The sequence below is a fragment of the Streptomyces alfalfae genome, assembly GCF_004127445.1.
In the GTDB taxonomy this organism is placed as follows: Bacteria; Actinomycetota; Actinomycetes; order Streptomycetales; family Streptomycetaceae; genus Streptomyces; species Streptomyces alfalfae.
The window spans coordinates 52207-73194 of sequence record NZ_QEXM01000015.1; the positions used below are offsets into that span (position 1 = coordinate 52207).

Below are 20988 nucleotides of genomic sequence, written 5' to 3' on the forward strand. Positions count from 1 at the left end.
GATGTCGCAGATGCCCCAACTGTCTGCCTGTCCCAGTTGCGAGGAGCCGCTGGAATCGGGTGACCTGTTCTGTGGAGCGTGCGGGTACGACCTGTCGGCGGTGCCGGCCCGTCCCGCCGCCTCCCCCAACGGGTCGGCCGGTTTCCCCGCCCCGGAGGAGCCCTGGCCCGCCGCCCCCGAGGTGGACAGCTCCGACACCCCGGCGCCCACGCACCTGCCCACCGACCTGCCGGGCACGGACTCGGCGGGCGGCGAGCTGAGGGAGCCCGACGAGTACCCGCTGCCCGCGCCGGCCGCCGCCCCGCCGCTCCCCGCCGAGGCCCCCGCGATCCCCGCCGACGTCACCGATCCGCGCACGGCCGTGCCCGACCCCGCCCCGGCCGCGGGCGACAAGGTCTGCGTGGCCTGCCGCTCGGGGCGCGTCGACGCCGACGGGTACTGCGAGAACTGCGGGCACGCCCAGCCGCGCGAGCGCGACCACATGGAGCAGGAGCTCGACACCGTCGCCGCGGTCAGCGACCGCGGGCTCCGCCACCACCGCAACGAGGACGCGTTCGCGATCTCGGCGGCGGCCCTGCCCGACGGCTCGTCAGCCGTCGTCGCCATCGTCTGCGACGGCGTCTCCTCCGCGACCCGCCCCGACGAGGCCTCGCTCGCCGCGTCCCGCGCCGCCAACGAGACGCTCCAGGAGGCGCTCCCCCGCGGCACGCACCCGCAGCAGGCCATGCACGACGCCATCCTCTCGGCGGCCGACGCGGTCAACGCCCTGGCGGCCGAGCCCACTTCGGCCCGCGAGCACAGCCCCCACCAGAACGCGCCCGCCTGCACCCTGGTCGGGGCCGTCGTCGCCGCCGGGCTGCTCGTCGTCGGCTGGGTCGGCGACAGCCGCGCCTACTGGGTCCCCGACGACCGCGAGGGCCCCACCGTCCGCCTCACCGAGGACGACTCGTGGGCCGCGCAGATGGTCGCGGCGGGCCTGATGAACGAGGCCGAGGCGTACGCCGACGAGCGCGCGCACGCCATCACGGGCTGGCTCGGCGCCGACGCCTACGAACTGGAGCCGCACACCGCTTCCTTCAAGCCCGACCGCCCGGGTGTGGTGGTGGTGTGCACGGACGGACTGTGGAACTACGCCGAGGCCGTCGAGGAGATGGCCCGGGCCGTGCCCGCCGACGCCGCGGACCGGCCGCTGCACAGCGCCCAGGTCCTGGTCGGCCACGCGCTGGACGGCGGGGGCCACGACAACGTAACAGTGGCCGTCGTCCCGTTCCCCTTCGTGCCGCGAGGGGCAGGATCGGCCTAGCACCGACGCGGGCGCCGCGCGCCGCCGGCGCGCACGCCGCCCGCACGTGAACCGGCCGGGGGAGGCCGGGAACCCATGAGGATCTGAGGGGGAGCAGCATCCATGGCCATTTTCTCGAAATCGAACGTGCCGCAGTTCTCGGTCGACGTCTACCAGAACGAGTTCCTGCCGGAGGGCGGCCGCGAGGTCAACGCCATCGCCACGGTCAGTTCGACCGGCGGCGGCACGATCGGCGCGGCCGTCGGCGCGCCGCACCTGTACTCCGCGGGGCAGAGCCCGGACGCCGCAGTGGCGATCATGGTCGACTGCTCGGGTTCCATGGACTACCCGCCGACGAAGATGCGGGGCGCGCGGGACGCCACGGCCGCGGCGATCGACGCCCTGCGCGACGGCGTGCGCTTCGCGGTGATCGGCGGCACCCATGTCGCCACGGAGGTCTACCCCGGCAACGGCCGCCTCGCGGTGGCGGACGCGGCCACCCGCGGGCAGGCCAAGCAGGCGCTGCGCAGGCTGAGCGCGGGCGGCGGCACGGCGATCGGCGCCTGGCTGCGCCTGGCCGACCGCGTCCTCGCCTCCGCCGACGTCACGATCCGGCACGGCATCCTCCTCACCGACGGCCGCAACGAACACGAGTCGCCGGAGGACCTCAAGGCCGCGCTCGACTCCTGTGCGGGCCGCTTCACCTGCGACGCCCGCGGTGTCGGCACGGACTGGGAGGTGAAAGAGGTCACAGGGATCGCCTCCGCGCTGCTCGGCACCGCCGACATCGTCGCCGACCCGGCCGGGCTCGCCGCCGACTTCACCTCGATGATGGAGGCGGCCATGGGCAAGGAGGTCGCCGACGTCAGCCTGCGCCTGTGGACGCCGGTGGGCGTGGAGATCAAGTTCGTCAAGCAGGTGGCGCCCACGGTCGAGGAGCTGACCGACCGCCGTACGGAGGCGGGACCGCGGGCCGGGGACTACCCCACCGGGTCCTGGGGCGACGAGTCCCGCGACTACCACATCTGTGTACAGGTGCCCGGCGCCGGCCTCGGCCAGGAGATGCTCGCGGCCCGCGTCTCCCTGGTCGTGCCGCAGGGCGACGGGAGCGCGCAGACGCTGTCGCAGGGCCTGGTGCGGGCGGTGTGGACGGACGACATGGCGGCGTCCACCAGCATCAATCCGCAGGTCGCGCACTACACGGGCCAGGCCGAGCTGGCCCAGGTGATCCAGCAGGGGCTCGACGCCCGCAAAGCGGGCGATCTCGACGGTGCGACCGCGAAGCTCGGCCGGGCCGTCCAGCTCGCCGCCGCCTCCGGCAACGCGGATACGGCGAAACTGCTTTCCAAGGTGGTGGACGTCGTGGACGCGGCGGAAGGTACTGTTCGATTGAAACCGAAGGTCGCCGAGGCCGACGAGATGACACTCGAGACCCGGTCGACGAAGACGGTTCGCGTGAAGAAGCAGTAGCTTCGCGTAGAACACCACACGTACGGCCCTCGGGCCGGAGAAGGAGAGGGGGAAGCGCCGACATGCCGACCTGCCCGAACGGACACCAGTCGGGTTCCGATGACTGGTGCGAGGTCTGCGGTCACCGCATGGCCGGTGCCGTACCGCCGCCTCCCCCGCCGCCGCCCGCGGCCGGATACGGCTATCCTCCGCCGCCGCCCGGCCAGGACCCGAACTTCTCGCGGCCCGCGCCCGGGCGCCCGCATCCGGCCGCCGTGCCGGACCCGGGCCCCGAGGCGGAGCTGTGCCCGCAGTGCCGCACGCCCCGCGAGGCGAACGCGCCGTTCTGCGAGGAGTGCCGGTGGAACTTCCTGACGAACACCGCCACGTCGTACACCCCGGCCGCGCCGAACCCGCCGCTGCCGGCCACGCACGGCGGGCCCGGTATGCCGCCGCCGCACCCGGGCCGGCCGTTCCAGCAGCCTGGTCCCGGTGGCCCTGGCCCCGGTCCCGGTAATCCCGGCCCCGGCGGCCCCGGCGGTCCCGGTAACCCTGGCCCCGGCGGCCCCGGTGGTCCCGGTGGGCCTTCCGGTCACCCGGGGCAGGACTCGTACGAGTACCAGGGCTCGCGCCCCTCGCAGATGAACCGTCCCGCCGAGCCGATCCCGCCCTTCGGGAACGGCAACGGCGGGCAGCCCGGCCCGTCCGGTCCGCAGGGCCCCGGCGCCCCGCAGGCGTTCCAGCAGCCGGGTCCGCCCGCGCCGCCCGCGCCCGCGTTCCCGCAGCAGAGCGGTGCGCCGCAGGGCCCGCCCCCGCCGCCGCCCGGCTCCGGAGGGCCGTCCTTCGGCGGTGGCGGTGATGACGACTGGGTGATCTCCCCGCCGTCGTCGTCCGCCGCGGCGCCTCCGGCCCCGGCCGAGCCGTTCCGGCAGGGCCCGCCGCAGCAGGAGCAGTCCCCCTCGAGGCCGCCCCAGCAGCAGGAGCCCTTCCGGCGCCAGGACGTGTTCCAGAACCCGGCGTCGCAGCAGGGCCCGCCCCCGCAGCAGGCGCCGCAGCAGCAGGGCTCGCCGCAGGGCCCGCCGCCACAGGGCCCGCCGCAGCAGCAGGACCCTTTCCCGCAGGGGCCTCCGCAGCAGCAGGCGCCGCAGGGACCGGGCACGTGGACGGCGACCATCGGTCCCGACCGCGAGTACTTCATGGCGATGATGCAGCGCAGCGGCCCCGAGGCCTCGGGGCTGAACCTGCCCGCGTACTCGCCGGAGCAGCAGCGCCCGCTGGCCGGCAACCAGCTCACCATCGGCCGCCGCCGCCACTCCACGGGCGACACCCCGGACATCGACCTGTCGGTGCCGCCGGAGGACCCGGGCGTCTCGCACCAGCACGCGATCCTGGTCCAGCAGCCGGACGGGAGCTGGGCGGTCGTCGACCAGAACTCCACGAACGGCACGACGGTCAACGACGGCGAGGAGCCCATCCAGCCGTTCGTCCCCGTCCCGCTCCAGGACGGCGACCGCGTGCACGTGGGCGCCTGGACCACCATCACGGTCCGCCGCGACTGACCCGTACGCGGACCGTCACAGCGGCCAGACGTACGGCCCTTCGGGGTCGTCGAGCCAGGCCCACTCGTACGGTCCGCGCACGGTCACCCCGAAGCGCTCGCGCACCGGCCGCCGCTCGCGCTGCCACAGCGCGAGCGCCTCGTGCGGGTCGAGGCTGCCCGCGGTCAGCTCAAGCAGGAACCGGAAGAGTTCGTTCTGCAGGGCTTCGCGCGGCAGTCCGCCGATGCGCCGCTCATAGGGGTCGCGCACGTCACCGCCGCGCAGCGGCACGAAATAGGCGGGCGTGTGCAGGAAGCGCCCCTCGGCGTGGTCGGCGTCCCGGACGGTCAGCGCGATCAGGCCGGTGGCCAGCGGCGCGAGGACGCGGGCGCCGGGGCGGCACTGGGCGAGCCAGGCACGCGGCACCGAGCTGAGGGTGCAGGTGGCGATGATCCGGTCGTACGGCGCGCGCTCCCGGCACCCCGCGGCCCCGTCACCGGTCACCACGACCGGGCGGAAGCCGGCGGCCGCCAGGTGCCGGCGCGCGGACTCGGTGATCTCCGGGTCCAGGTCGACGGTGGTGACGTGGGCGTCGCCGAGCCGGTGGGCGAGCAGCGCGGCGTTGTAGCCGGTGCCCGCGCCGATCTCCAGGACGTCGCAGTCGGCCCCGTCCCGCACGTCCAGCCACGCCAGCATCTTCGCCATCAGGGACGGCTGGCTGCTGGAGGAGATCAGCTCTCCGTCGCGTACGCGGGTGGCGAGCGGGGCGTCGGCGTAGGCCCCGCTCAGCCAGCGGTCCCGGCGCCCGGGGTCCGGGTCCTCGCACCACAGCCGTTCGTACCCGCCAGGCGCCCCGAGGTAGTAGTACGGCACGAACAGGTGCCGCGGCACGGCCTCGAACGACGCCCGCCACGCGGGGTCCTCCGCCCAGGCCCCGCTCGCCTCGATCTCGCGCACGAGGGAGGCCCTGGCGTCGGCGGCACGTGCGGGATCCGGTTCCATACATCCACTGTGCTGCGCCGGAGCCCCCGATGCGAGCGGCCGGACGGCGGCGATCCGGGACCGGCAGCGGGGCGGTCCTAGGCCTTCCGTACTCGGCCGCCCCGTCTGAGACCATGGACAGCGTGAAAGAGATCCCACACGGCACGGTCCAGGAGCAGACCTACTACGAGCAGGTCGGCGGCGAGGAGACCTTCCGGCGCCTGGTGCACCTCTTCTACCAGGGGGTCGCGGAGGACCCGCTCCTCCGGCCGATGTACCCCGAAGAAGACCTCGGTCCCGCCGAGGAGCGCCTCGCGCTCTTCCTGATGCAGTACTGGGGCGGCCCGCGCACCTACAGCGACAACCGCGGCCACCCGCGCCTGCGCATGCGGCACGCCCCGTTCACCGTCGACCGGGCGGCGCACGACGCGTGGCTGAAGCACATGCGGACGGCCGTCGACCAGCTCGGCCTCTCCGAGGAGCACGAGCGGACGCTGTGGAACTACCTGACGTACGCGGCGGCGTCCATGGTCAACTCCGAGGGCTGAGAGGGGCGTCGACGTCCTCGACGCCCCGGCGTGGCCCGGACGGACTCAGGCGGGTGTGACGGAGAGCCCCGGCGCACCCGCCCGGCGTACGGCGACGGAGCCGTAGGCCGTACGCAGCCGGAGCCACGCCCCCGAGGACAGCAGCGTCAGCGCGTCGCCCCGCAGGAAGCCGAGCGACTGCGCGGCGTGCGCGGCCCGCACGGGCAGGCCCGTGCCGCCGATGGTCCTGGACCAGATCTCCCGGCCCACCCGGTCCAGCTCGGCGCGGACCCGCCGCTCGGCGGGCAACTCCTCGACGCGCGTACGGAATTCGGTGACGGCGACCCGGACCAGGTCCCGCACCGCCTCCGGGGCCGGAAGCCCCGGTTCCGGCCGCCAGCCGCCGCGGGGCGGAAGGACGCCCGCCCAGGGCGGTCCGGTGACGGCCCCCGGCACGGCGGCTTCGCCCGCCGCGCGGACCGACTGCGCGGCCCCGCCCACGGACTCCAGGAACTCTCCCGCCGAGACGGTGACGTCGAGGACGGTGTCGAGCCCCTGTTCGTACGGCTCGGCGAGCCGTGCCGTACGGATCGCGAGCACCTCGAACGACGGCGGCCGCCCGAACACGGCGAGCGTGTCCCCGGCGGCCTGCAGCCGCACGGCGGCCGCCTTGTCGTAGTGGATCAGCCGGGCCAGGAAGGCGGCGAGGTCCGCCGCCTCCCCGGCATCGGCGAAGTGGAGCCGCTGGGTCATGCGGCGAGCGCCCCCGAGCCGCTGTCGGAACCGTCGTCCACGTACATCTGGAGGAACGACTTCTCCTCGGCGGTGATCCGCCGGGGCCGCTGCGCCTCCAGGTCGAAGGGCACGACCACGGTCGAGGCCCGCACATACACCTGTTCCGCGTCCTTGATCTCGTACGCGATGGTCAGCGACGCCGCGCCCAACTTCGTCACCCACGACTCGACGGTGACCGGCTCGTGCCGGTGCACCAGCGGCCGTACGTAGTCGATCTCGTGGCGGGCCACGACGGACCCGCCGGAGAACGACGGCGACCCGTCACCGGGCGCGAGCCGGAACATGAAGTCGATCCGCGCCTCTTCCAGATACCGCAGGAAGACGACGTTGTTGACGTGCCCGAAGGCGTCCATGTCCGACCAGCGCAGCGGGCACTGGTATACGTGTCGAGCCACAGCCGCCTCAGCCTCGCGTGAGCTTCTTGTAGGTGGCGCGGTGCGGACGGGCCGCGTCCGGACCGAGGCGCTCGATCTTGTTCTTCTCGTACGACTCGAAGTTGCCCTCGAACCAGTACCACTTGGAGTCACCCTCGTAGGCGAGGATGTGCGTGGCGACCCGGTCGAGGAACCAGCGGTCGTGGGAGATGACCACGGCCGCGCCCGGGAACTCCAGGAGCGCGTTCTCCAGGGACGACAGGGTCTCGACGTCCAGGTCGTTCGTCGGCTCGTCGAGGAGGAGCAGGTTGCCGCCCTCCTTGAGGGTCAGCGCCAGGTTCAGGCGGTTGCGCTCACCACCGGAGAGCACCCCGGCCGGCTTCTGCTGGTCCGGCCCCTTGAAGCCGAAGGCGGAGACGTACGCCCGCGAGGGCATCTCGACCTGGCCGACGTTGATGTAGTCCAGCTCGTCCGAGACGACGGCCCACAGCGTCTTCTTGGGGTCGATGTTGGCGCGGCCCTGGTCGACGTACGACACCTTGACCGTGTCGCCGACCTTGATCTTGCCGGAGTCCGGCTGCTCCAGGCCCTGGATCATCTTGAACAGCGTGGTCTTGCCCGCGCCGTTCGGACCGATGATGCCCACGATGCCGTTGCGCGGCAGCGAGAAGCTGAGGTCGTCGACCAGGACCTTGTCGCCGAAGGCCTTCGAGAGGTTCTCGACCTCGACGACGATCGAGCCCAGACGCGGGCCCGGCGGGATCTGGATCTCCTCGAAGTCCAGCTTCCGCATCTTGTCCGCCTCGGCGGCCATCTCCTCGTAGCGCGCCAGACGCGCCTTGGACTTGGCCTGACGCCCCTTGGCGTTCGACCGCACCCACTCCAGCTCTTCCTTCAGGCGCTTGGCGCGCTTGGCGTCCTTCTGGCCCTCGACCTTGAGACGCGCGGCCTTCTTCTCCAGGTACGTGGAGTAGTTGCCCTCGTAGGGGTGGGCGCGGCCGCGGTCGAGCTCGAGGATCCACTGCGCGACGTTGTCCAGGAAGTACCGGTCGTGGGTGACCGCCACGACGGCGCCGGAGTACTGGGAGAGGTGCTGCTCCAGCCAGTTCACCGACTCGGCGTCGAGGTGGTTGGTGGGCTCGTCGAGGAGGAGCAGGTCGGGCGCCTCGATGAGGAGCTTGCAGAGCGCGACGCGGCGCTTCTCACCTCCGGAGAGGGTGGTGACGGGCCAGTCGCCGGGCGGGCAGCCGAGCGCGTCCATGGCCTGTTCGAGCTGCGCGTCGAGGTCCCAGGCGTTGGCGTGGTCCAGGTCCTCCTGGAGCTTGCCCATCTCCTCCATCAGCGCGTCGGAGTAGTCGGTCGCCATCAGCTCGGCGACCTCGTTGAAGCGCTTGAGCTTGCCCATGATCTCGGCGGCGCCGTCCTGCACGTTCTCCAGGACGGTCTTCGACTCGTCGAGCTGCGGCTCCTGCATGAGGATGCCGACGCTGAACCCGGGCGAGAGGAACGCGTCACCGTTGGACGGCTGCTCGAGGCCGGCCATGATCTTGAGCACCGTGGACTTGCCGGCGCCGTTGGGGCCCACGACACCGATCTTCGCGCCAGGAAGGAAGCTCAAGGTGACGTCGTCGAGGATCACCTTGTCGCCGTGCGCCTTGCGCGTCTTGCGCATGGTGTAGATGTACTCAGCCAAGAGAAACCGTCCGGCAATCAGTGAGTGGGCAGATACACCCCATCTTGCCTGACGGCCGGCCCCCGGAGGAAACCGGATAGGGCTCCGCCCGGGGGCCGCACTTCCGTACGGTGTGCGTGGGGCTACTGTGCGTCTACTTTTCGGTGGAACCCTGTGCGGGCGTCCCGGCCGGGTCCTTCTTCTTGCGGAGGAGGAACACCACCGCTCCGCCGAGGACGACGAAGGCCACCGCGACGCCGATCATCAGCGGCGTGTCGCCGGAGCTGCCGGTCTCGGCCAGGTCGCCGCCGCCCATGCCCGTGGTGCCGCCCGCCGACGCGGGGCGCGGCTCGTTGGCCGGGTGGGCCTTGGTGTCGATCGCGGCGCCCTCGGTCCTGCAGTCGAGCATGCCCGTGAAGCGCTTCTCGAAGCCGCTGGGGCCCTGGATCGTGAAGTCGTACGCCTGGTCCTCCTGGAGCGGGATCGTCACGGTCTGCGACGTGCCCGCTTCGATCGTGTGCTCGGCCTCCATGAGGTGGAAGGTGAAGGGCTGGTCGCCCTTGTTGCTCGCCGTGATGTCCACGCCGCTCTTGGCGCAGTTCTTCACCGCCGACAGCGCGGGTATCGCGCCCTCGGTGGCCCAGTCGGCCGTCGCCGAGGCCGACACGGTCGACTCGCTGGAGCCGGCGAGGATCTGCGTCTGGCTCCGGGACTCGGAGGTGAACGCCCGGCCGACCGGCACGGTGGTCGACGCCTGGACGGAGAGCGCGGCCGTGCCGTCCGGGGCGTCCTTCGGCACCTCGAAGTAGAGCCGGGTGCCGTTGCCCGCGGACTTCACGGGCTTGCCGTCCTTGCCGACGATCTTCACCCCGCTCGTCACGGAGTCCGCGGGCGGCGTCACGGTCACCGCCTCCGCGTCGGTCCGCACGGTGACGGGGCCGAGCCGCTCCCCCGGGTGACCGGACACGGCGGGCGGTTCGAGAGTGAGCGAGGCCCTCGGCTCGGCGCTGTGGCGCGCGCTCCGCTCCAGGTGATCGGCGAGCTTCTCGGCCTGCGGGTCGACGGCCTCGACCTCGGTCCGGTCCGAGTACCGCCAGATGGCCACCTGGGTGCCCGCCGCGGCGGTCTGCTCGGTGAGGGACTTCGCGCCGGCCTTCTCGGCGAGCGCCGCGAGGTCGTTCACCTGGGGGTAGGAGTGCTGCAGGATCCAGCGGATCTTCCCCGCGTCACGGTTGCCCTGCAACGAGGTGCCGCTCCAGGGGGTCTCCTGGTAACTGGCGTCCTTGCGCGTGGGGTTGTGGAGGTCCACGGAGTAGGTCTGCAGGGTGCCGCCGTCCTCGACGGGCATCTCGAAGAGGCCCGCGGGCACCCGCTGGGAGCTGCCGTTCTCACGGATGACGGCCTGGTCATAGGTCTGCAGTCCGCCCAGCGTGGCGGTCGCCCCGCCCCGGTGCTGCGGCGCCCCTTCCGCCGCGGCCGGTCCTGCGGTGACCAGCGCGCCCGTGGCGACGAGCCCGGACGCCGCGGCCACCGCGGCGAGGCGGGCGACGCCTCTGCCCCGTATGACGCCGTGTGCGGCACTGCCGAAGGCGCTACGTATGGACCGCGCAGAAAACACTGAATTCCCCTCCGTGCGGGACCCGTTCAGAACGAGGGGGGTGGTCCCGCCAGCAGATTGAAAGAGACAGGAACTCCTGCCACCTGCGTGGCCTCTCCTGCCAACTGCCCCGTGAGTTACGTTCGGCATCCTAAGTAAAGGGCCCACCGCACCCCCCGGTCATACCGTCCGATGGCCGATCCGACTCGGAATCGTTATCGCAACACCCTTTCCGAGCTGGGCTTATCGACAAATCAATGGCAAGCAAATGCCGATAAGCCGCACATCGGCCGCCGACTGACGGTTCGTCGGCTGGGGGTCGGTCCGTCGGCCGACGGTTCGTTGGCCGACGGGCCGTCGGATCGCGGTCCGTCGGATGGCGGTCACCCCACGGGTCACCCCACCGGCTCCGACTCCGGCTGCTCGCGTGCCGACGCGGCTTGTGTCAGCGACCCGTCGCCCTTGAGCACCCGCCGGAACGCCGCGGTGCCGCGCGACAGGTCATGGCCGATGGTCTGCGCGTCGATGTCGGCCGACGTCCAGTGCTGGCCGCCGCGTTCCTCGTCGCGCACCTTCAACCGGCCCTGCACGATGACCGGTTCGTCGACCGCGAGCGAGGCCTGCACGTTCGCGCCGAGCGTGCGCCTGGCCCACACCGTGAAGAAGTTCGTGTGCCCGTCGTTCCAGGTGTTCTTCACCGCGTCGAAGTGCCGCGCCGTCACCGCCAGCCGGAACCGCGCCACCGGTCCCGACGGCAACTCCCTGTACACCGGCGTCGTCGCCACGTTCCCCACCACCGTGACCGTCGTCTCGTTCATCGCGCTCTCCCCGTGCGTCCGCTGCTGCCTCCGCCGCGCCTTCCGCGGCTGCGTTCTCAGACTGCACCGGCCGGGCCGATCCCGCTGGGGCCTGTGGGCTACCCACTGGTTGTGGAAAACTGCGTCACCCTTGCGGGGCTCCGGCCGGCAGAGGCCACCTTGCGGGCTCCCCGGCCGGCTGCCGCCCGGAGGTCACCACAGGGGCGCCCGCGCCCCCGTCACCCGCACGTACTGCTCCCGCACCTCCCGGTAGCGCAGCAGCTCCGCCGCCACCGGGTCGAGGACCCGGGCCCGGCCGCACCCGGCGGCCGCCTCCCGTAGCCGCCGTTCCGCCTCGCGCCCGAACCGTCTGGCGGGTCCGCGTGCCGCGAGGCGGCTCGTCCACTCCACGCAGGGGCCGCCCAGGATGCCGGTCAGCATCAGGAGCACCGGGACGCCCAGGTTCGGCGTGGCGATGCCGATGACCTGGGCCAGGAGCCAGAGGCCGCCGATCACCTGGAGCAGGCTCATCGCCGCCTGGGCGAGCACCGCGGCGGGCCACCAGTTGGGCCTCGGCGGCCGTCCCGAGGGCACGCCCGCCCGTACCGCGAGGAGGTCGAGCGTCTCGGGCAGCCCCTCGGCGCCGCGCACCGCGGCCTCGCGCACGGCCTGTCCCCAGGGCTGGGGCAGCCCTGCCGCCGCCTCGTCGGCCACCGCGCGCACCGCGTGCTCCACGCGCTGGCGAGCCGTCACCTCCTCGTCCACGGGGCCCGGCGCGAGGGGCGCGGTCGAGCCCTCGGCCGAGCGCCGCGCCTCGTACCAGCGCCACAGGTGCAGCCAGGGGTCACCGCACGCCTTGACCGCGTTCCTGCACCAGGCCCGTTCGGCGGCCTCGCCCGCGGTGGCGGCGCCCACGGCCTCGGCGAGGCGGTCGGTGAACTCCTCGCGCGCCTCCTCGCTGAGCCCGATGCGCCCCCGGTTGCGGCCCGTGGACGCCCCGGCCACGTACACCGGACGCAGTCGTTCCGCGGCGGCGTCCAGGTCGGCGGCGATGCGCCGGGCCGCCGCGGACCGCGCCCGGGTGAACTGGCTCAGCGACTCGCGCAGTTCCTCCATGCCCTGGCCGGTGAGCGCGGAGAGCGCGAGGACCGTGGCGCCCGGTTCGCCGTGCTCGCCGAGCGCGAGGCCGTCCTCGTCGAGGAGCCGGCGCAGGTCGTCGAGGACCTGGTCGGCGGCGTCGCCGGGCAGCCGGTCGATCTGGTTGAGCACCACGAACATGACCTCGGCGTGCCCTGCCATGGGCCGCAGATAGCGCTCGTGGAGCATCGCGTCGGCGTACTTCTCCGGGTCGACGACCCAGATGACGGCGTCGACGAGCCCCAGGATGCGGTCGACGTGCTCGCGGTGCTCGACGGCCGCCGAGTCATGGTCCGGCAGGTCGATCAGCACGAGGCCCTTGAGCTCGTCCGCGCCGGGCCCCTGGAGCGGGCGGCGGCGCAGCCGTCCGGGGATGCCGAGCCGGTCGAGGAGGCCCGCCGCGCCGTCCGTCCAGCTGCACCCGAGGGGCGCGGCGGTCGTCGGCCTGCGTACGCCCGTGTCGGAGATCATCACGCCGGCGAGGGCGTTGAAGAGCGTCGACTTGCCGCTGCCGGTGGCGCCCGCGATGGCGACGACCGTGTGCCGTCCCGACAGTTCGCGCCGGGCGGCGGACTCGTCGAGGACACGGCCCGCCTCGGCGAGAGTGTCGGCGTCGAGGCGGGTGCGGGAGAGCCCGACCAGTTCCCGCAGCGCGTCGAGCCGGTCGCACAGCGGTCCCTCGTACGAGGCGGGGGGCTGCCGGGAGGGGGCGTACGCGCGTACCGCGGTCTCCGCGAGCCGCTGCTGCCGTCCCTCGGCGACACGCCGGGCGATGAGGCCGTCGTCCCAGGCCTCCTCGGGGCCTTCGGCGAACCGGTCGGGGCTCCCGGAACGCTCGCCCCGCTCGTCGTGCTCGGTGTGATCAGTGACGGCGGTCATCGCGTCACCTCTCCTTCTGCAGTACGGACAGGGCGGCGATCAGCGCCGCCTGGGGTTCGGGGTGCACCGCGAGGGCGTCCAGGGGGGCGAGCCGGCGCTCCCGCTCGATGGCGAGGACCCGGTCCAGGTAGCCGATGAGCAGGTGCGCGCCCCGGTCGCGCAGCCGCACCGCGGTCTGGGCGCCGATCCGCTCGGCGAGCACTTCACCGGCCACGCGCGCGCGGTGGCCGCCGAGGAGGGCGGTGGCGAGCAGCGCGGCGATGGTCTCGGGGTCGGGGAGCGCGTTCCTCTCCACGCTCTGGAGGACGCGGACCTCGTCCTCGGCGTACTCCTCGAGGACGCGTCGCCATCTGCGGACGGCCATTCCGATGCGGTGCTCGGCGTTCTCCATCGACGGGTCGCGGTCGGCGAGGCCGGGGGCGCCCGCGGCGGGCTCGCGCCGCCAGGCCTCGTCGACGCGCTCGTCGGCGGCGGTCACCGCGCAGAGCAGGAGTGCCTCCAGGCTCTCGCAGATGGCGTCGAGCAGTTCGTCCGCCCGGCAGTCCAGAGGGTAGCTGCGCCACCGCTTCAGGGCGCCTCCCGCGAGCACGGCCCCGGCCCGCAACCGGCCACGCACGCGTGCGTGCTCGGCGTCGTACGCCTCGTCCACGGCGGAGGTGAGCCGCAGCGCGGCGGCGTGCTGGGCGGCCACCGCGCCGGCGAGTTCGGGCATGCGGGTGTCGAGCGAGGCGAGTACCCCGTTCGCCGTACGGGTGAGGGCCCGCGCGCGGGCCTCGGGGTCCTGTACCCGGTGCGTGAGCCAGGCGCGCAGGGGCGCGACGGCGGTGGCGGGCAGGAGTCCGCCGCCGCCCGCGGACTCGGGCAGCTCGGGCACGGTGAAGCGCGGCACGTCGCCGAGGCCCGCCTTCGTCAGGAGCGCCGCGTACTGCCGTGACACCTCGGTCACGACCTGGTGGGGCACGCGGTCCAGGACGGTGACGAGGGTGGCGTCGTACTCCTTGGCGGTGCGGAGCAGGTGCCAGGGCACCGCGTCGGCGTAGCGGGACGCGGTGGTCACCAGGACCCAGACGTCGGCGGCGGAGAGCAGCTCCGCCGCCAGTACGCGGTTGTTCGCGAGGAGGGAGTCGATGTCGGGCGCGTCGAGCAGGGCCAGTCCGCGCGGCAGGCTGGGCGCCGTCTCGATGCGCAGGGCGCGCTCGTCCTCGGCCGCGAGGGCCAGTACGGCGTCGTCCTCGTCGTCCTCCTCACGGTTCTCGCCGTTCACGCCGTTCACGCCGGGGTCCATGGGGTCGCGCTGCGGCACCCACACGCGCGTGAGGTCGGGCAGGACGCGCATCCCGGCGAACCAGAGGTGGTCGTCCGGATGGCAGACGAGCACCGGTGTACGCGTCGTGGGCCGCAGCACGCCCGCCTCGCTGACCCGCCGTCCGACCAGGGAGTTCACCAGTGTGGACTTGCCGGCGCCGGTGGAACCGCCGATGACGGCGAGCAGGGGGGCTTCGGGTGCCTTGAGCCGGGGCACCAGATAGTCGTCGAGCTGTGCGAGCAGCTCGTCACGGTTGGCACGCGCGCGTGGCGCCCCCGCCAGGGGGAGCGGAAAGCGTGCGGCGGCGACACGCTCGCGCAGGGCGGAGAGTGCGTCAAGCAATTGAGGCCGTACGTCCAAGGTCACCACATGCGAAGAATGCCCAATTTTATCGGGTTTCTGAAGCATATGGCCCGCTCTGCGCGCCGATCGAACACGGGTGACGGAAGGGGCGGCCGGGGCGCAGGCATAACGAGTGCACAACACCCGTGGCGCGAGACGCCAAAAGCGATGCGAGATTCGCACCTGCCTGCGATTATCAGGACCGCTTCACTGAACCTCCACATCGTGGCGCGGAGGCGGAGCACCAGGGACACGGACTCGAAACCCCTATCCTTGTCCCCGGCAAGGTCACGGATGCCCCCCACATCCATCCCCTTCGCCACCCGGCCACACCAGGCCCCCGTAGCTCAGTGGATAGAGCAGGCGCCTTCTAAGCGCTTGGCCGCAGGTTCGAGTCCTGCCGGGGGCGCAAACCGCCTCTCACCCGCGGTGACGTCGGCCTCTCGTGCTTCGTCCGGGGCCCCGCGTCACTTCTTGACCGGCGGGCACGTGCCCGTGTTCTCGCCGATGGAGTTGATCTCGGCGTTCGGGCGCGCGTCGCCGGCGTAGTCGAGCTGGTCCGTGCACTTCGTGCCGGGGTCCTTCGGCGTGCCCGACGCCTCGCCGGACTTCTGGACCGGCGGGCAGGTGCCGGACTCCTCGCCGATGGAGTTGATCTCGGCGTTGGAGCGCGCGTCCCCCACGTAGTCGCGCTGGTCCGTGCACTTCGTCTCGGACGGCTTCGTGTCGGACGGCGCCTTCTGGACCGGCGGGCACGTGCCGGTGTTCTCGCCGATGGAGTTGATCTCGGCGTTGGAGCGCGCGTCGCCCGCGTAGTCGCGCTGGTCCGTGCACTTCGTGTCGGACTCGGCGGACGTGCCCGAGGACTTGCCCTCCGCGGCGTCGGACTTCGACGGGTTCTTCGCCGCCGACGACGAGCTGCTCGCAGAGGAGGAGGACGTGTCGGCGCCGCCGTCGTTGCCACATGCCGTCAGGGCCAGGCCGAGGGCCACTGCCGTCATGGTCAGTACCGAGATCTTCCGAGTGCGCATGCTGTTGCCTCTGTCCTCTGCGTGGGGCTCTCGCTCGTGGGGAGCGGGCGGTGGGTGAGAGCCGGGCGGAAGTGCGTCCGCCGGCTCACCCGTGTTGCTTTCTGTCCTCCCAGATGGCGGAAATGATCACTCCCGTTGCGCCTTGATCGTGTTCAAGACACGTTCGTGACATGACAGTGGCTGGGCCGTGAAGTCCGGCGCCGGACGGGCCGCGTCCCGGGAGTTTCCGTCAGCGGCGGGCGCCGATACGGTGACCGGGTGATGTCGATCAAGAAGTTCCAAGTCACCTTCGACTGCGCCGAACCCGAGCGCCTCGCGCGCTTCTGGTGCGAGGTGCTCGGGTACGTCGCGCCGCCGCCCCCGGAGGGGTTCGCCACGTGGGACGACTTCAACAGCTCGCAGCCGCCCGAGCAGCGGGACGCGTGGTTCGCCTGCAGTGATCCCTCCGGTGCGGGCCCGCGGCTGTTCTTCCAGCGCGTCCCCGAGGGCAAGTCCGCCAAGAACCGGGTGCATCTCGACGTACGGGTCGGCACCGGGCTCGTGGGGGACGAACGTCTCGCCGCGCTCGAGGCCGAGTGCGCGCGGCTGGTCGCACTCGGCGCGGTTCACGTGCGCACGCTGTACGCCGATGACGAGAACGAGTCGTGCATCCCGATGCTGGACATCGAGGGGAACGAGTTCTGCATTGACTGAGCCCGCGCCGCCCGCTCCCCGCCCGTAGGGCTCGTCTCGCCGCCCCTGGAGCTCGTCTCGTCGCCGCCAGAGCCCCTCTCACCGTCCGTAGAGCTCCTCGATCTCCCGCGCGTACGCCTCCGTCACCGCATGGCGCTTGATCTTCAGGGAGGGGGTCAGGAGGCCGTTGGCCTCGGTGAAGTCGCCGTCGACGATGGCGAAGGCGCGGATGGACTCCGCCCGCGAGACCGCCGCGTTCGCGTGGTCCACCGCCTTCTGGATCTCCGCCCGCACCTCCGGGTCCCGCGCGAGTTCCGCCGGCGGGGTGTCGCTCGGACGCTTGCGGACCGTCAGCCAGTGGGCGACCGCCTCCGGGTCCAGCGTGACGAGCGCGGCCACGTGCGAACGGTTGTCGCCCACCACGATGCACTGGCCCACCAGGGCCCGGCTGCGCAGACGGTCCTCCAGGACCGCGGGCGAGACGTTCTTGCCGCCCGACGTGACGATGATGTCCTTCTTGCGGCCGGTGATCATGAGGTAGCCGTCGTCGTCCAGGACGCCGATGTCCCCGGTGGCGAACCACGCGTCGCGCAGCACGGCGTCCGTCGCCTCCGGGTTGTTCCAGTAGGCGGTGAAGACCGTGTCGCCCTTGATCAGCACCTCGCCGTCGTCCGCGATGCGCACGGCCGTGCCCGGCACCGGAAGGCCGACCGTGCCGGGGCGCGGCCCCAGCGGTGGTGTGACGGTGGCCGCCGCCGAGGTCTCGGTGAGGCCGTAGCCCTCGTAGATGACAATTCCTGCGGCGTAGAAGAAGAGGTTCAGGTCGCGGTCGAGGGGCGAGCCGCCGCTGATGGCGTAGCGCAGCCGGCCCCCGACCTCCTTGCGGATACGGCGGTAGACGAGGAGTTCGTACAGCGCCCAGCCGAGCCGGAGGCCGAGGGACGGGCCCGGCGCGTCCCTGGACAGGAGCCTGTGCAGCTGCGCCTCGCCGAACCGCACCGCCACCCGTTCCGCCCGGTCGAAGGACGCGCCCCGGCCGATCTTCTCCGCCGTCGCGCGCCCCGTGTCGTGGATCTTCTCGAAGAGGTACGGCACGCCGACCACGAACGTGGGCCGGAAAGCGCGCAGCTCCGGGCGGAGTTCGTCCGGCCTGACGCTCGGACAGTGGCCCAGCTCTATGCGGGCCAGCAGGCAGGCGATCTGGATCGAGCGGCCCAGGATGTGCGCCAGCGGCAGGAAGAGGAGCGTGGAGGCCACCTGGCCGGTGATCTCCTTGAAGACGGGGTGCAGCAGTTCGACCGTGTTGGCGGCCTCCGCGTGCAGGTTGCCGTGGGTGAGGACGCAGCCCTTGGGGCGGCCCGTGGTCCCGGAGGTGTAGCAGAGCGTCGCCACGGAGTCCGCCGTCAGCGCGTCGCGACGCTTCGCCACCTCCTCGTCGGGAATCCCCCGGCCCGCCTCCGTCAGTTCCGTCATCGCGCCGCCGTCGAGGCAGCGGACGCGTGGCGGGGCGTCGAGGGCGGCGCAGGCCTCCTCCGCCGTGACCGCGTTCTCCCTGGTCTCCGCGATGAGCACGGCGGCGCCCGAGTCGCGGACGATCCACTCGATCTGCTCCGCCGACGACGTGGCGTAGACCGGCACGGTCACTCCGCCCGCCGCCCATATCGCGAAGTCGACGACCGCCCACTCGTAGCGCGTACGCGACATCAGCGCGACCCTGCCGCCCGGTTCGAGGCCCGTCGCCACCAGGCCGTTCGCCACCTCGGTCACCTCGCGCGCGAAGGCCGCCGCCGTCACCGGATGCCACTGGCCGCCCAGTTTGCGGCGGAGCACCACGGCGTCCGGCGCCTCGAACGCGTTGGTGAACGGGATGTCGGCGACGCTGCCCGTCGTCGCACCGGTCGCCAGGGCCGGGACGCGGACCTCGCGTACGGCGCCGTCCCCGTCCCTGACCAGCTCCGCCTTCGCGCGCTCGGCGAGACCGCCGTGCCGCTGTGCCCTGCGCAGATCCTTGCGTACGCCCATGACGGCTCCCGATATGCGGTTCTTCGACTCCCGGCGGGCCCCGGGTACTTACTCAAGGGTCAACTTACTCACCCGTAAGGAAAGTTCAATGGGTCCGGTCGGTGCCGGTTCAATGGGCCGGGGCAGGTTCAACAGCAGGTTGACCTTCGAGTGAGGAGATGGCCGTGACAGACGGCGTCCGCAAGATCGCTGGGCTCGACTTCGCGAGCGTCACCCCCGAGGAGTTCGCCCGCCTCGTGAAGAAGCTCTCCGACAAGGAGATCGCCGCGATCGCCCGTGACGGCGCACTGCGCCCCCGCGTCCTGCGCGAGGTCTTCGGCCGCGTGGAGCGGCAGTTCAGGCCGGACGCGGCCGGCTCGCTCAAGGCGCTGATCCGCTGGCGGATCACGGGCAGCGGTGACAACGAGGACGCCGTGTACGAGACGGCGATAGCCGACGGCGCCTGCGCCGTTCGCGAGGGGCGCTCGGACGCCGATCCGCGCCTCACGCTCGTCCTCGCCGACCCCGAGTTCCTGAAGCTGGTCTCCGGGAACGTCGGGCCCGTCAAGCTCTTCATGCTCCGCAAGGTCAAGATCGTGGGGGACGTCGCGCTCGCCGCCTGCCTCACCCGGTACTTCGACATACCGAAGGCGTAGGCGACCGACCGAAGGCGCGGGCGGACTCCCCCGGCCTCCGCTCCCCCGGCCCCGGCCCCGGCCCCCGGCCCCGTCGACTCAAGCCGCGACTGACCTGCGCCGATGTAGCGTGCATGACGTCTACGTACTCCTCCGGTGTCCGTCCAGCGCGGTTCGCCGCCGAGCGCCCCGGGGATGCGGGGCGCTCGCGGTGGCGTGGGGTCGCGCGCGTCGGGCTCTGCCTGCTGCCCGCCCTCGTCGTCGCCGTCGCCGGGTTCCAGCGGCGGTGGATGTCGGACGACGGGCACATCTACGTGCGTACCGTCCGGCAGGTCCTCGCCGGCAACGGGCCCGTCTTCAACGCCGGGGAGCGCGCCGAGTCGTCCACCGGGACCCTGTGGCAGTGGCTGCTCGTGGTGGCCGGTGCGCCCGGCGCCGACATCGCCGCGTCGGCCGTGTACGGCGGGCTGCTGCTCACCGCCGCCGGCTTCGCGCTCGCCGGTCTCGCGGCGCTCCGGCTGCACGGCGGGGCCCGCCTGCTGCTGCCCTGCGGGGCGCTGGTGCCGCTCGCGCTGCCGCCCGTGTGGGACTTCGCCACCTCCGGCCTGGAGACCGGCCTCGCCACCTGCTGGATCGCCGGGGCCTGGCTCGCGCTCGTCGCGCGGCCCCGGTCCCTGGTGACGTGCGCCGTGCTCGGCCTCGGGCCGCTCGTGCGGCCCGACCTGGCGCTGGTGTCCGCGGTCTTCCTCGCGGGACAGTGGGTGATCGCGCGCCCCTCGTGGCGGGGCGTGTGCGCGGGCGCGGGGGCCGCGGGGGCGCTCCCCGTCGCGTACGAGGTCTTCCGCATGGGGTACTACGGGCATCTGATGCCGCTGCCCGGCGTCACCAAGGAGGCGTCCCGGAGCCTGTGGGGACGGGGCCTCGACTACCTCCGGGACTTCGCCGGGCCCTACGTCCTGTGGCTGCCGCTGCTGATCATCGTCGCGGCGGCGCTGACCTACCTTCCGGCGCACGGGCGAGGTCCCGCCGTCCGGTTGCCCGTGCGCGGGCGGGGGCCCGCCGTCCGCCTCTCGGCGCGCGGGCGGGGGGCCATCGCCCGGCTGGCCGCCGCCCGCGCCGGGCAGCTCGTGCCGGTGGCCGCGCCGCTGGCCGCGGGCGCCCTGTGCTGGCTGTACGTCATCAAGGTGGGCGGCGACTTCATGCACGGGCGAATGTTCCTGCCGGGGCTGTTCCTGATGCTGCTGCCCGTCTTCCTCGTGCCCCTCACGCGCGCGTGGACGATCGCGGCGGCCGGGGTCGCGATCTGGGCCGTGGCCTGCGCGGCGCTCCTGCGGGTGCCCTACGAGGGGCGGATCGGCCCGCAGGGGATCGCGGACGAACGCGGCGTGTACGTCCGCCAGAACGCCGCGGCCCATCCCGTGCGCCACGACTTCGCCGGGCAGCCGGGCAACATGGCGTACGCCCGGCTGGTCCGCGAGAGCGCGCGGCGGGGCGATCTCACCGGCGAGCGCGCGCTGCTCCTCGCCCACACCGCCGTGCCGGCCGCGCGGCCCGGTGTGACGGGCGTCTACAACACCCTCGGCTTCAGCGGCACCGTCATCCCCCTCTCCGGCGCGGCGCTCGACCCGATCGGGCTCGCCTATCCCCTCGCCGCCCACTCCGAGAGCTTCGACGGCCGCGTGGGCCACGACAAGCGGCTCCCCGACGAGTGGATCGTCGCCGAGCGCGGCGTGCCCGGCGCGCTGCCCCCGGGGATGGACCCCGCCCGCGTCGACGCCGCCCGGCGGGCCCTGCGCTGCGGGCCGTTCGCGGAGCTGCGGGCGGCCACGCGGGCGCCGATGACGGCGGGGCGGTTCTGGCGGAATCTGACGGGGGCCGTGGAGCGCACGTCCTTCCGGTTCTCCAACGATCCGGTGCGCGCGGAACGGCAGGCGTGCGGGCCGCGGGGCTGACCGAAGGCCACCCGGCCGCGG

General features: G+C 72.9%; 17 protein-coding genes and 1 tRNA gene. 8 read left to right on the plus strand and 10 right to left on the minus strand.

All coding sequences use genetic code 11. The annotated features are described in order from the left end of the window. Window position 1: 1 nt before the first annotated feature. From DCW30_RS05180 to DCW30_RS05190, 3 genes are all read left to right on the plus strand, one after another. Window positions 2–1303, plus strand: coding sequence for a PP2C family protein-serine/threonine phosphatase (locus DCW30_RS05180; protein WP_103557646.1), 1302 nt, complete (start codon window positions 2–4; stop codon window positions 1301–1303). 102 nt (window positions 1304–1405) lie between these two features. Beyond that, a complete protein-coding gene (locus DCW30_RS05185; protein WP_076686300.1) occupies window positions 1406–2752 on the plus strand; it encodes a vWA domain-containing protein in 1347 nt (448 codons plus the stop codon). A 62-nt stretch (window positions 2753–2814) separates the two neighbouring features. After that, the gene (locus DCW30_RS05190; RefSeq protein WP_076686298.1) at window positions 2815–4290 is read left to right on the plus strand and encodes an FHA domain-containing protein; all 1476 of its coding nucleotides are present in this window, start codon (window positions 2815–2817) and stop codon (window positions 4288–4290) included. A 15-nt stretch (window positions 4291–4305) separates the two neighbouring features. Here DCW30_RS05190 and DCW30_RS05195 read toward each other — a convergent pair whose 3' ends face one another. Next, window positions 4306–5271, minus strand: a complete 966-nt coding sequence (locus tag DCW30_RS05195; RefSeq protein WP_076686296.1) for a methyltransferase domain-containing protein — start codon at window positions 5269–5271, stop codon at window positions 4306–4308. 113 nt (window positions 5272–5384) lie between these two features. Here DCW30_RS05195 and DCW30_RS05200 point away from each other — a divergent pair, with 113 nt between their 5' ends. Further along, entirely contained in the window at window positions 5385–5798 is a 414-nt protein-coding gene (locus tag DCW30_RS05200) for a globin (RefSeq protein ID WP_103557483.1), read from the plus strand. 45 nt (window positions 5799–5843) lie between these two features. Here DCW30_RS05200 and DCW30_RS05205 read toward each other — a convergent pair whose 3' ends face one another. The 7 genes from DCW30_RS05205 to DCW30_RS05235 form a co-directional block, all read right to left on the minus strand. After that, window positions 5844–6530, minus strand: a complete 687-nt coding sequence (locus tag DCW30_RS05205; RefSeq protein WP_076686294.1) for a DUF8010 domain-containing protein — start codon at window positions 6528–6530, stop codon at window positions 5844–5846. Beyond that, window positions 6527–6967 carry an acyl-CoA thioesterase gene (locus DCW30_RS05210; RefSeq protein WP_076686292.1) on the minus strand — a complete coding sequence of 147 codons (441 nt, stop codon included), beginning with the start codon at window positions 6965–6967 and terminating at the stop codon, window positions 6527–6529. Before DCW30_RS05210 ends, DCW30_RS05205 begins: the two co-directional genes overlap by 4 nt. Before the next feature lie 7 nt (window positions 6968–6974). Further along, window positions 6975–8639: an energy-dependent translational throttle protein EttA gene (gene ettA / locus DCW30_RS05215; protein ID WP_076686291.1), complete on the minus strand. Its 1665-nt coding sequence runs from the start codon at window positions 8637–8639 to the stop codon at window positions 6975–6977. Window positions 8640–8772: 133 nt separating this feature from the next. After that, window positions 8773–10236 carry a TQXA domain-containing protein gene (locus tag DCW30_RS05220; RefSeq protein ID WP_373569094.1) on the minus strand — a complete coding sequence of 488 codons (1464 nt, stop codon included), beginning with the start codon at window positions 10234–10236 and terminating at the stop codon, window positions 8773–8775. A 374-nt stretch (window positions 10237–10610) separates the two neighbouring features. Beyond that, complete coding sequence (locus tag DCW30_RS05225; RefSeq protein ID WP_076686289.1) at window positions 10611–11033, minus strand: single-stranded DNA-binding protein; 423 nt, start codon at window positions 11031–11033, stop codon at window positions 10611–10613. 192 nt (window positions 11034–11225) lie between these two features. Then, window positions 11226–13028 (minus strand): YfjP family GTPase, encoded by a 1803-nt coding sequence (locus DCW30_RS05230; RefSeq protein WP_076686288.1) that lies wholly within the window; start codon window positions 13026–13028, stop codon window positions 11226–11228. Window positions 13029–13032: 4 nt separating this feature from the next. Then, window positions 13033–14742, minus strand: a complete 1710-nt coding sequence (locus DCW30_RS05235) for a dynamin family protein (RefSeq protein ID WP_076686287.1) — start codon at window positions 14740–14742, stop codon at window positions 13033–13035. A gap of 270 nt (window positions 14743–15012) precedes the next feature. On the opposite strand from DCW30_RS05235, the gene DCW30_RS05240 reads away from it, so the two are divergent. Beyond that, window positions 15013–15085, plus strand: a tRNA-Arg gene (locus tag DCW30_RS05240). Window positions 15086–15143: 58 nt separating this feature from the next. Here the strand turns inward: DCW30_RS05240 and DCW30_RS05245 are convergent. Then, window positions 15144–15677 carry a hypothetical protein gene (locus tag DCW30_RS05245; protein WP_241743509.1) on the minus strand — a complete coding sequence of 178 codons (534 nt, stop codon included), beginning with the start codon at window positions 15675–15677 and terminating at the stop codon, window positions 15144–15146. Window positions 15678–15965: 288 nt separating this feature from the next. Here DCW30_RS05245 and DCW30_RS05250 point away from each other — a divergent pair, with 288 nt between their 5' ends. Next, window positions 15966–16400 carry a VOC family protein gene (locus tag DCW30_RS05250; RefSeq protein WP_103557481.1) on the plus strand — a complete coding sequence of 145 codons (435 nt, stop codon included), beginning with the start codon at window positions 15966–15968 and terminating at the stop codon, window positions 16398–16400. A gap of 78 nt (window positions 16401–16478) precedes the next feature. On the opposite strand, the gene DCW30_RS05255 is transcribed toward DCW30_RS05250, so the two are convergent. Beyond that, window positions 16479–18401, minus strand: coding sequence for an AMP-dependent synthetase/ligase (locus DCW30_RS05255; RefSeq protein WP_076686284.1), 1923 nt, complete (start codon window positions 18399–18401; stop codon window positions 16479–16481). A gap of 158 nt (window positions 18402–18559) precedes the next feature. Here DCW30_RS05255 and DCW30_RS05260 point away from each other — a divergent pair, with 158 nt between their 5' ends. Together DCW30_RS05260 and DCW30_RS05265 are read left to right on the plus strand one after the other, a co-directional pair. Beyond that, the gene (locus DCW30_RS05260) at window positions 18560–19036 is read left to right on the plus strand and encodes an SCP2 sterol-binding domain-containing protein (RefSeq protein WP_076686283.1); all 477 of its coding nucleotides are present in this window, start codon (window positions 18560–18562) and stop codon (window positions 19034–19036) included. Between the two features lie 113 nt (window positions 19037–19149). After that, the gene (locus DCW30_RS05265) at window positions 19150–20967 is read left to right on the plus strand and encodes an arabinofuranosyltransferase AftB family protein (RefSeq protein WP_079250136.1); all 1818 of its coding nucleotides are present in this window, start codon (window positions 19150–19152) and stop codon (window positions 20965–20967) included. The last annotated feature ends 21 nt before the right edge of the window (window positions 20968–20988 follow it).

Coding starts and splice junctions, on each gene's coding strand:
- DCW30_RS05185 (WP_076686300.1), top strand. CDS start 1,406: ATGGCCATTTTCTCGAAATCGAACGTGCCGCAGTTCTCGGTCGACGTC.
- DCW30_RS05195 (WP_076686296.1), bottom strand. CDS start 5,271: ATGGAACCGGATCCCGCACGTGCCGCCGACGCCAGGGCCTCCCTCGTG.
- DCW30_RS05265 (WP_079250136.1), top strand. CDS start 19,150: ATGACGTCTACGTACTCCTCCGGTGTCCGTCCAGCGCGGTTCGCCGCC.
- DCW30_RS05235 (WP_076686287.1), bottom strand. CDS start 14,742: ATGCTTCAGAAACCCGATAAAATTGGGCATTCTTCGCATGTGGTGACC.
- DCW30_RS05200 (WP_103557483.1), top strand. CDS start 5,385: ATGGACAGCGTGAAAGAGATCCCACACGGCACGGTCCAGGAGCAGACC.
- DCW30_RS05180 (WP_103557646.1), top strand. CDS start 2: ATGTCGCAGATGCCCCAACTGTCTGCCTGTCCCAGTTGCGAGGAGCCG.
- DCW30_RS05255 (WP_076686284.1), bottom strand. CDS start 18,401: ATGGGCGTACGCAAGGATCTGCGCAGGGCACAGCGGCACGGCGGTCTC.
- DCW30_RS05245 (WP_241743509.1), bottom strand. CDS start 15,677: ATGACGGCAGTGGCCCTCGGCCTGGCCCTGACGGCATGTGGCAACGAC.
- DCW30_RS05230 (WP_076686288.1), bottom strand. CDS start 13,028: ATGACCGCCGTCACTGATCACACCGAGCACGACGAGCGGGGCGAGCGT.
- DCW30_RS05225 (WP_076686289.1), bottom strand. CDS start 11,033: ATGAACGAGACGACGGTCACGGTGGTGGGGAACGTGGCGACGACGCCG.
- DCW30_RS05190 (WP_076686298.1), top strand. CDS start 2,815: ATGCCGACCTGCCCGAACGGACACCAGTCGGGTTCCGATGACTGGTGC.
- DCW30_RS05205 (WP_076686294.1), bottom strand. CDS start 6,530: ATGACCCAGCGGCTCCACTTCGCCGATGCCGGGGAGGCGGCGGACCTC.
- DCW30_RS05260 (WP_076686283.1), top strand. CDS start 18,560: ATGGCCGTGACAGACGGCGTCCGCAAGATCGCTGGGCTCGACTTCGCG.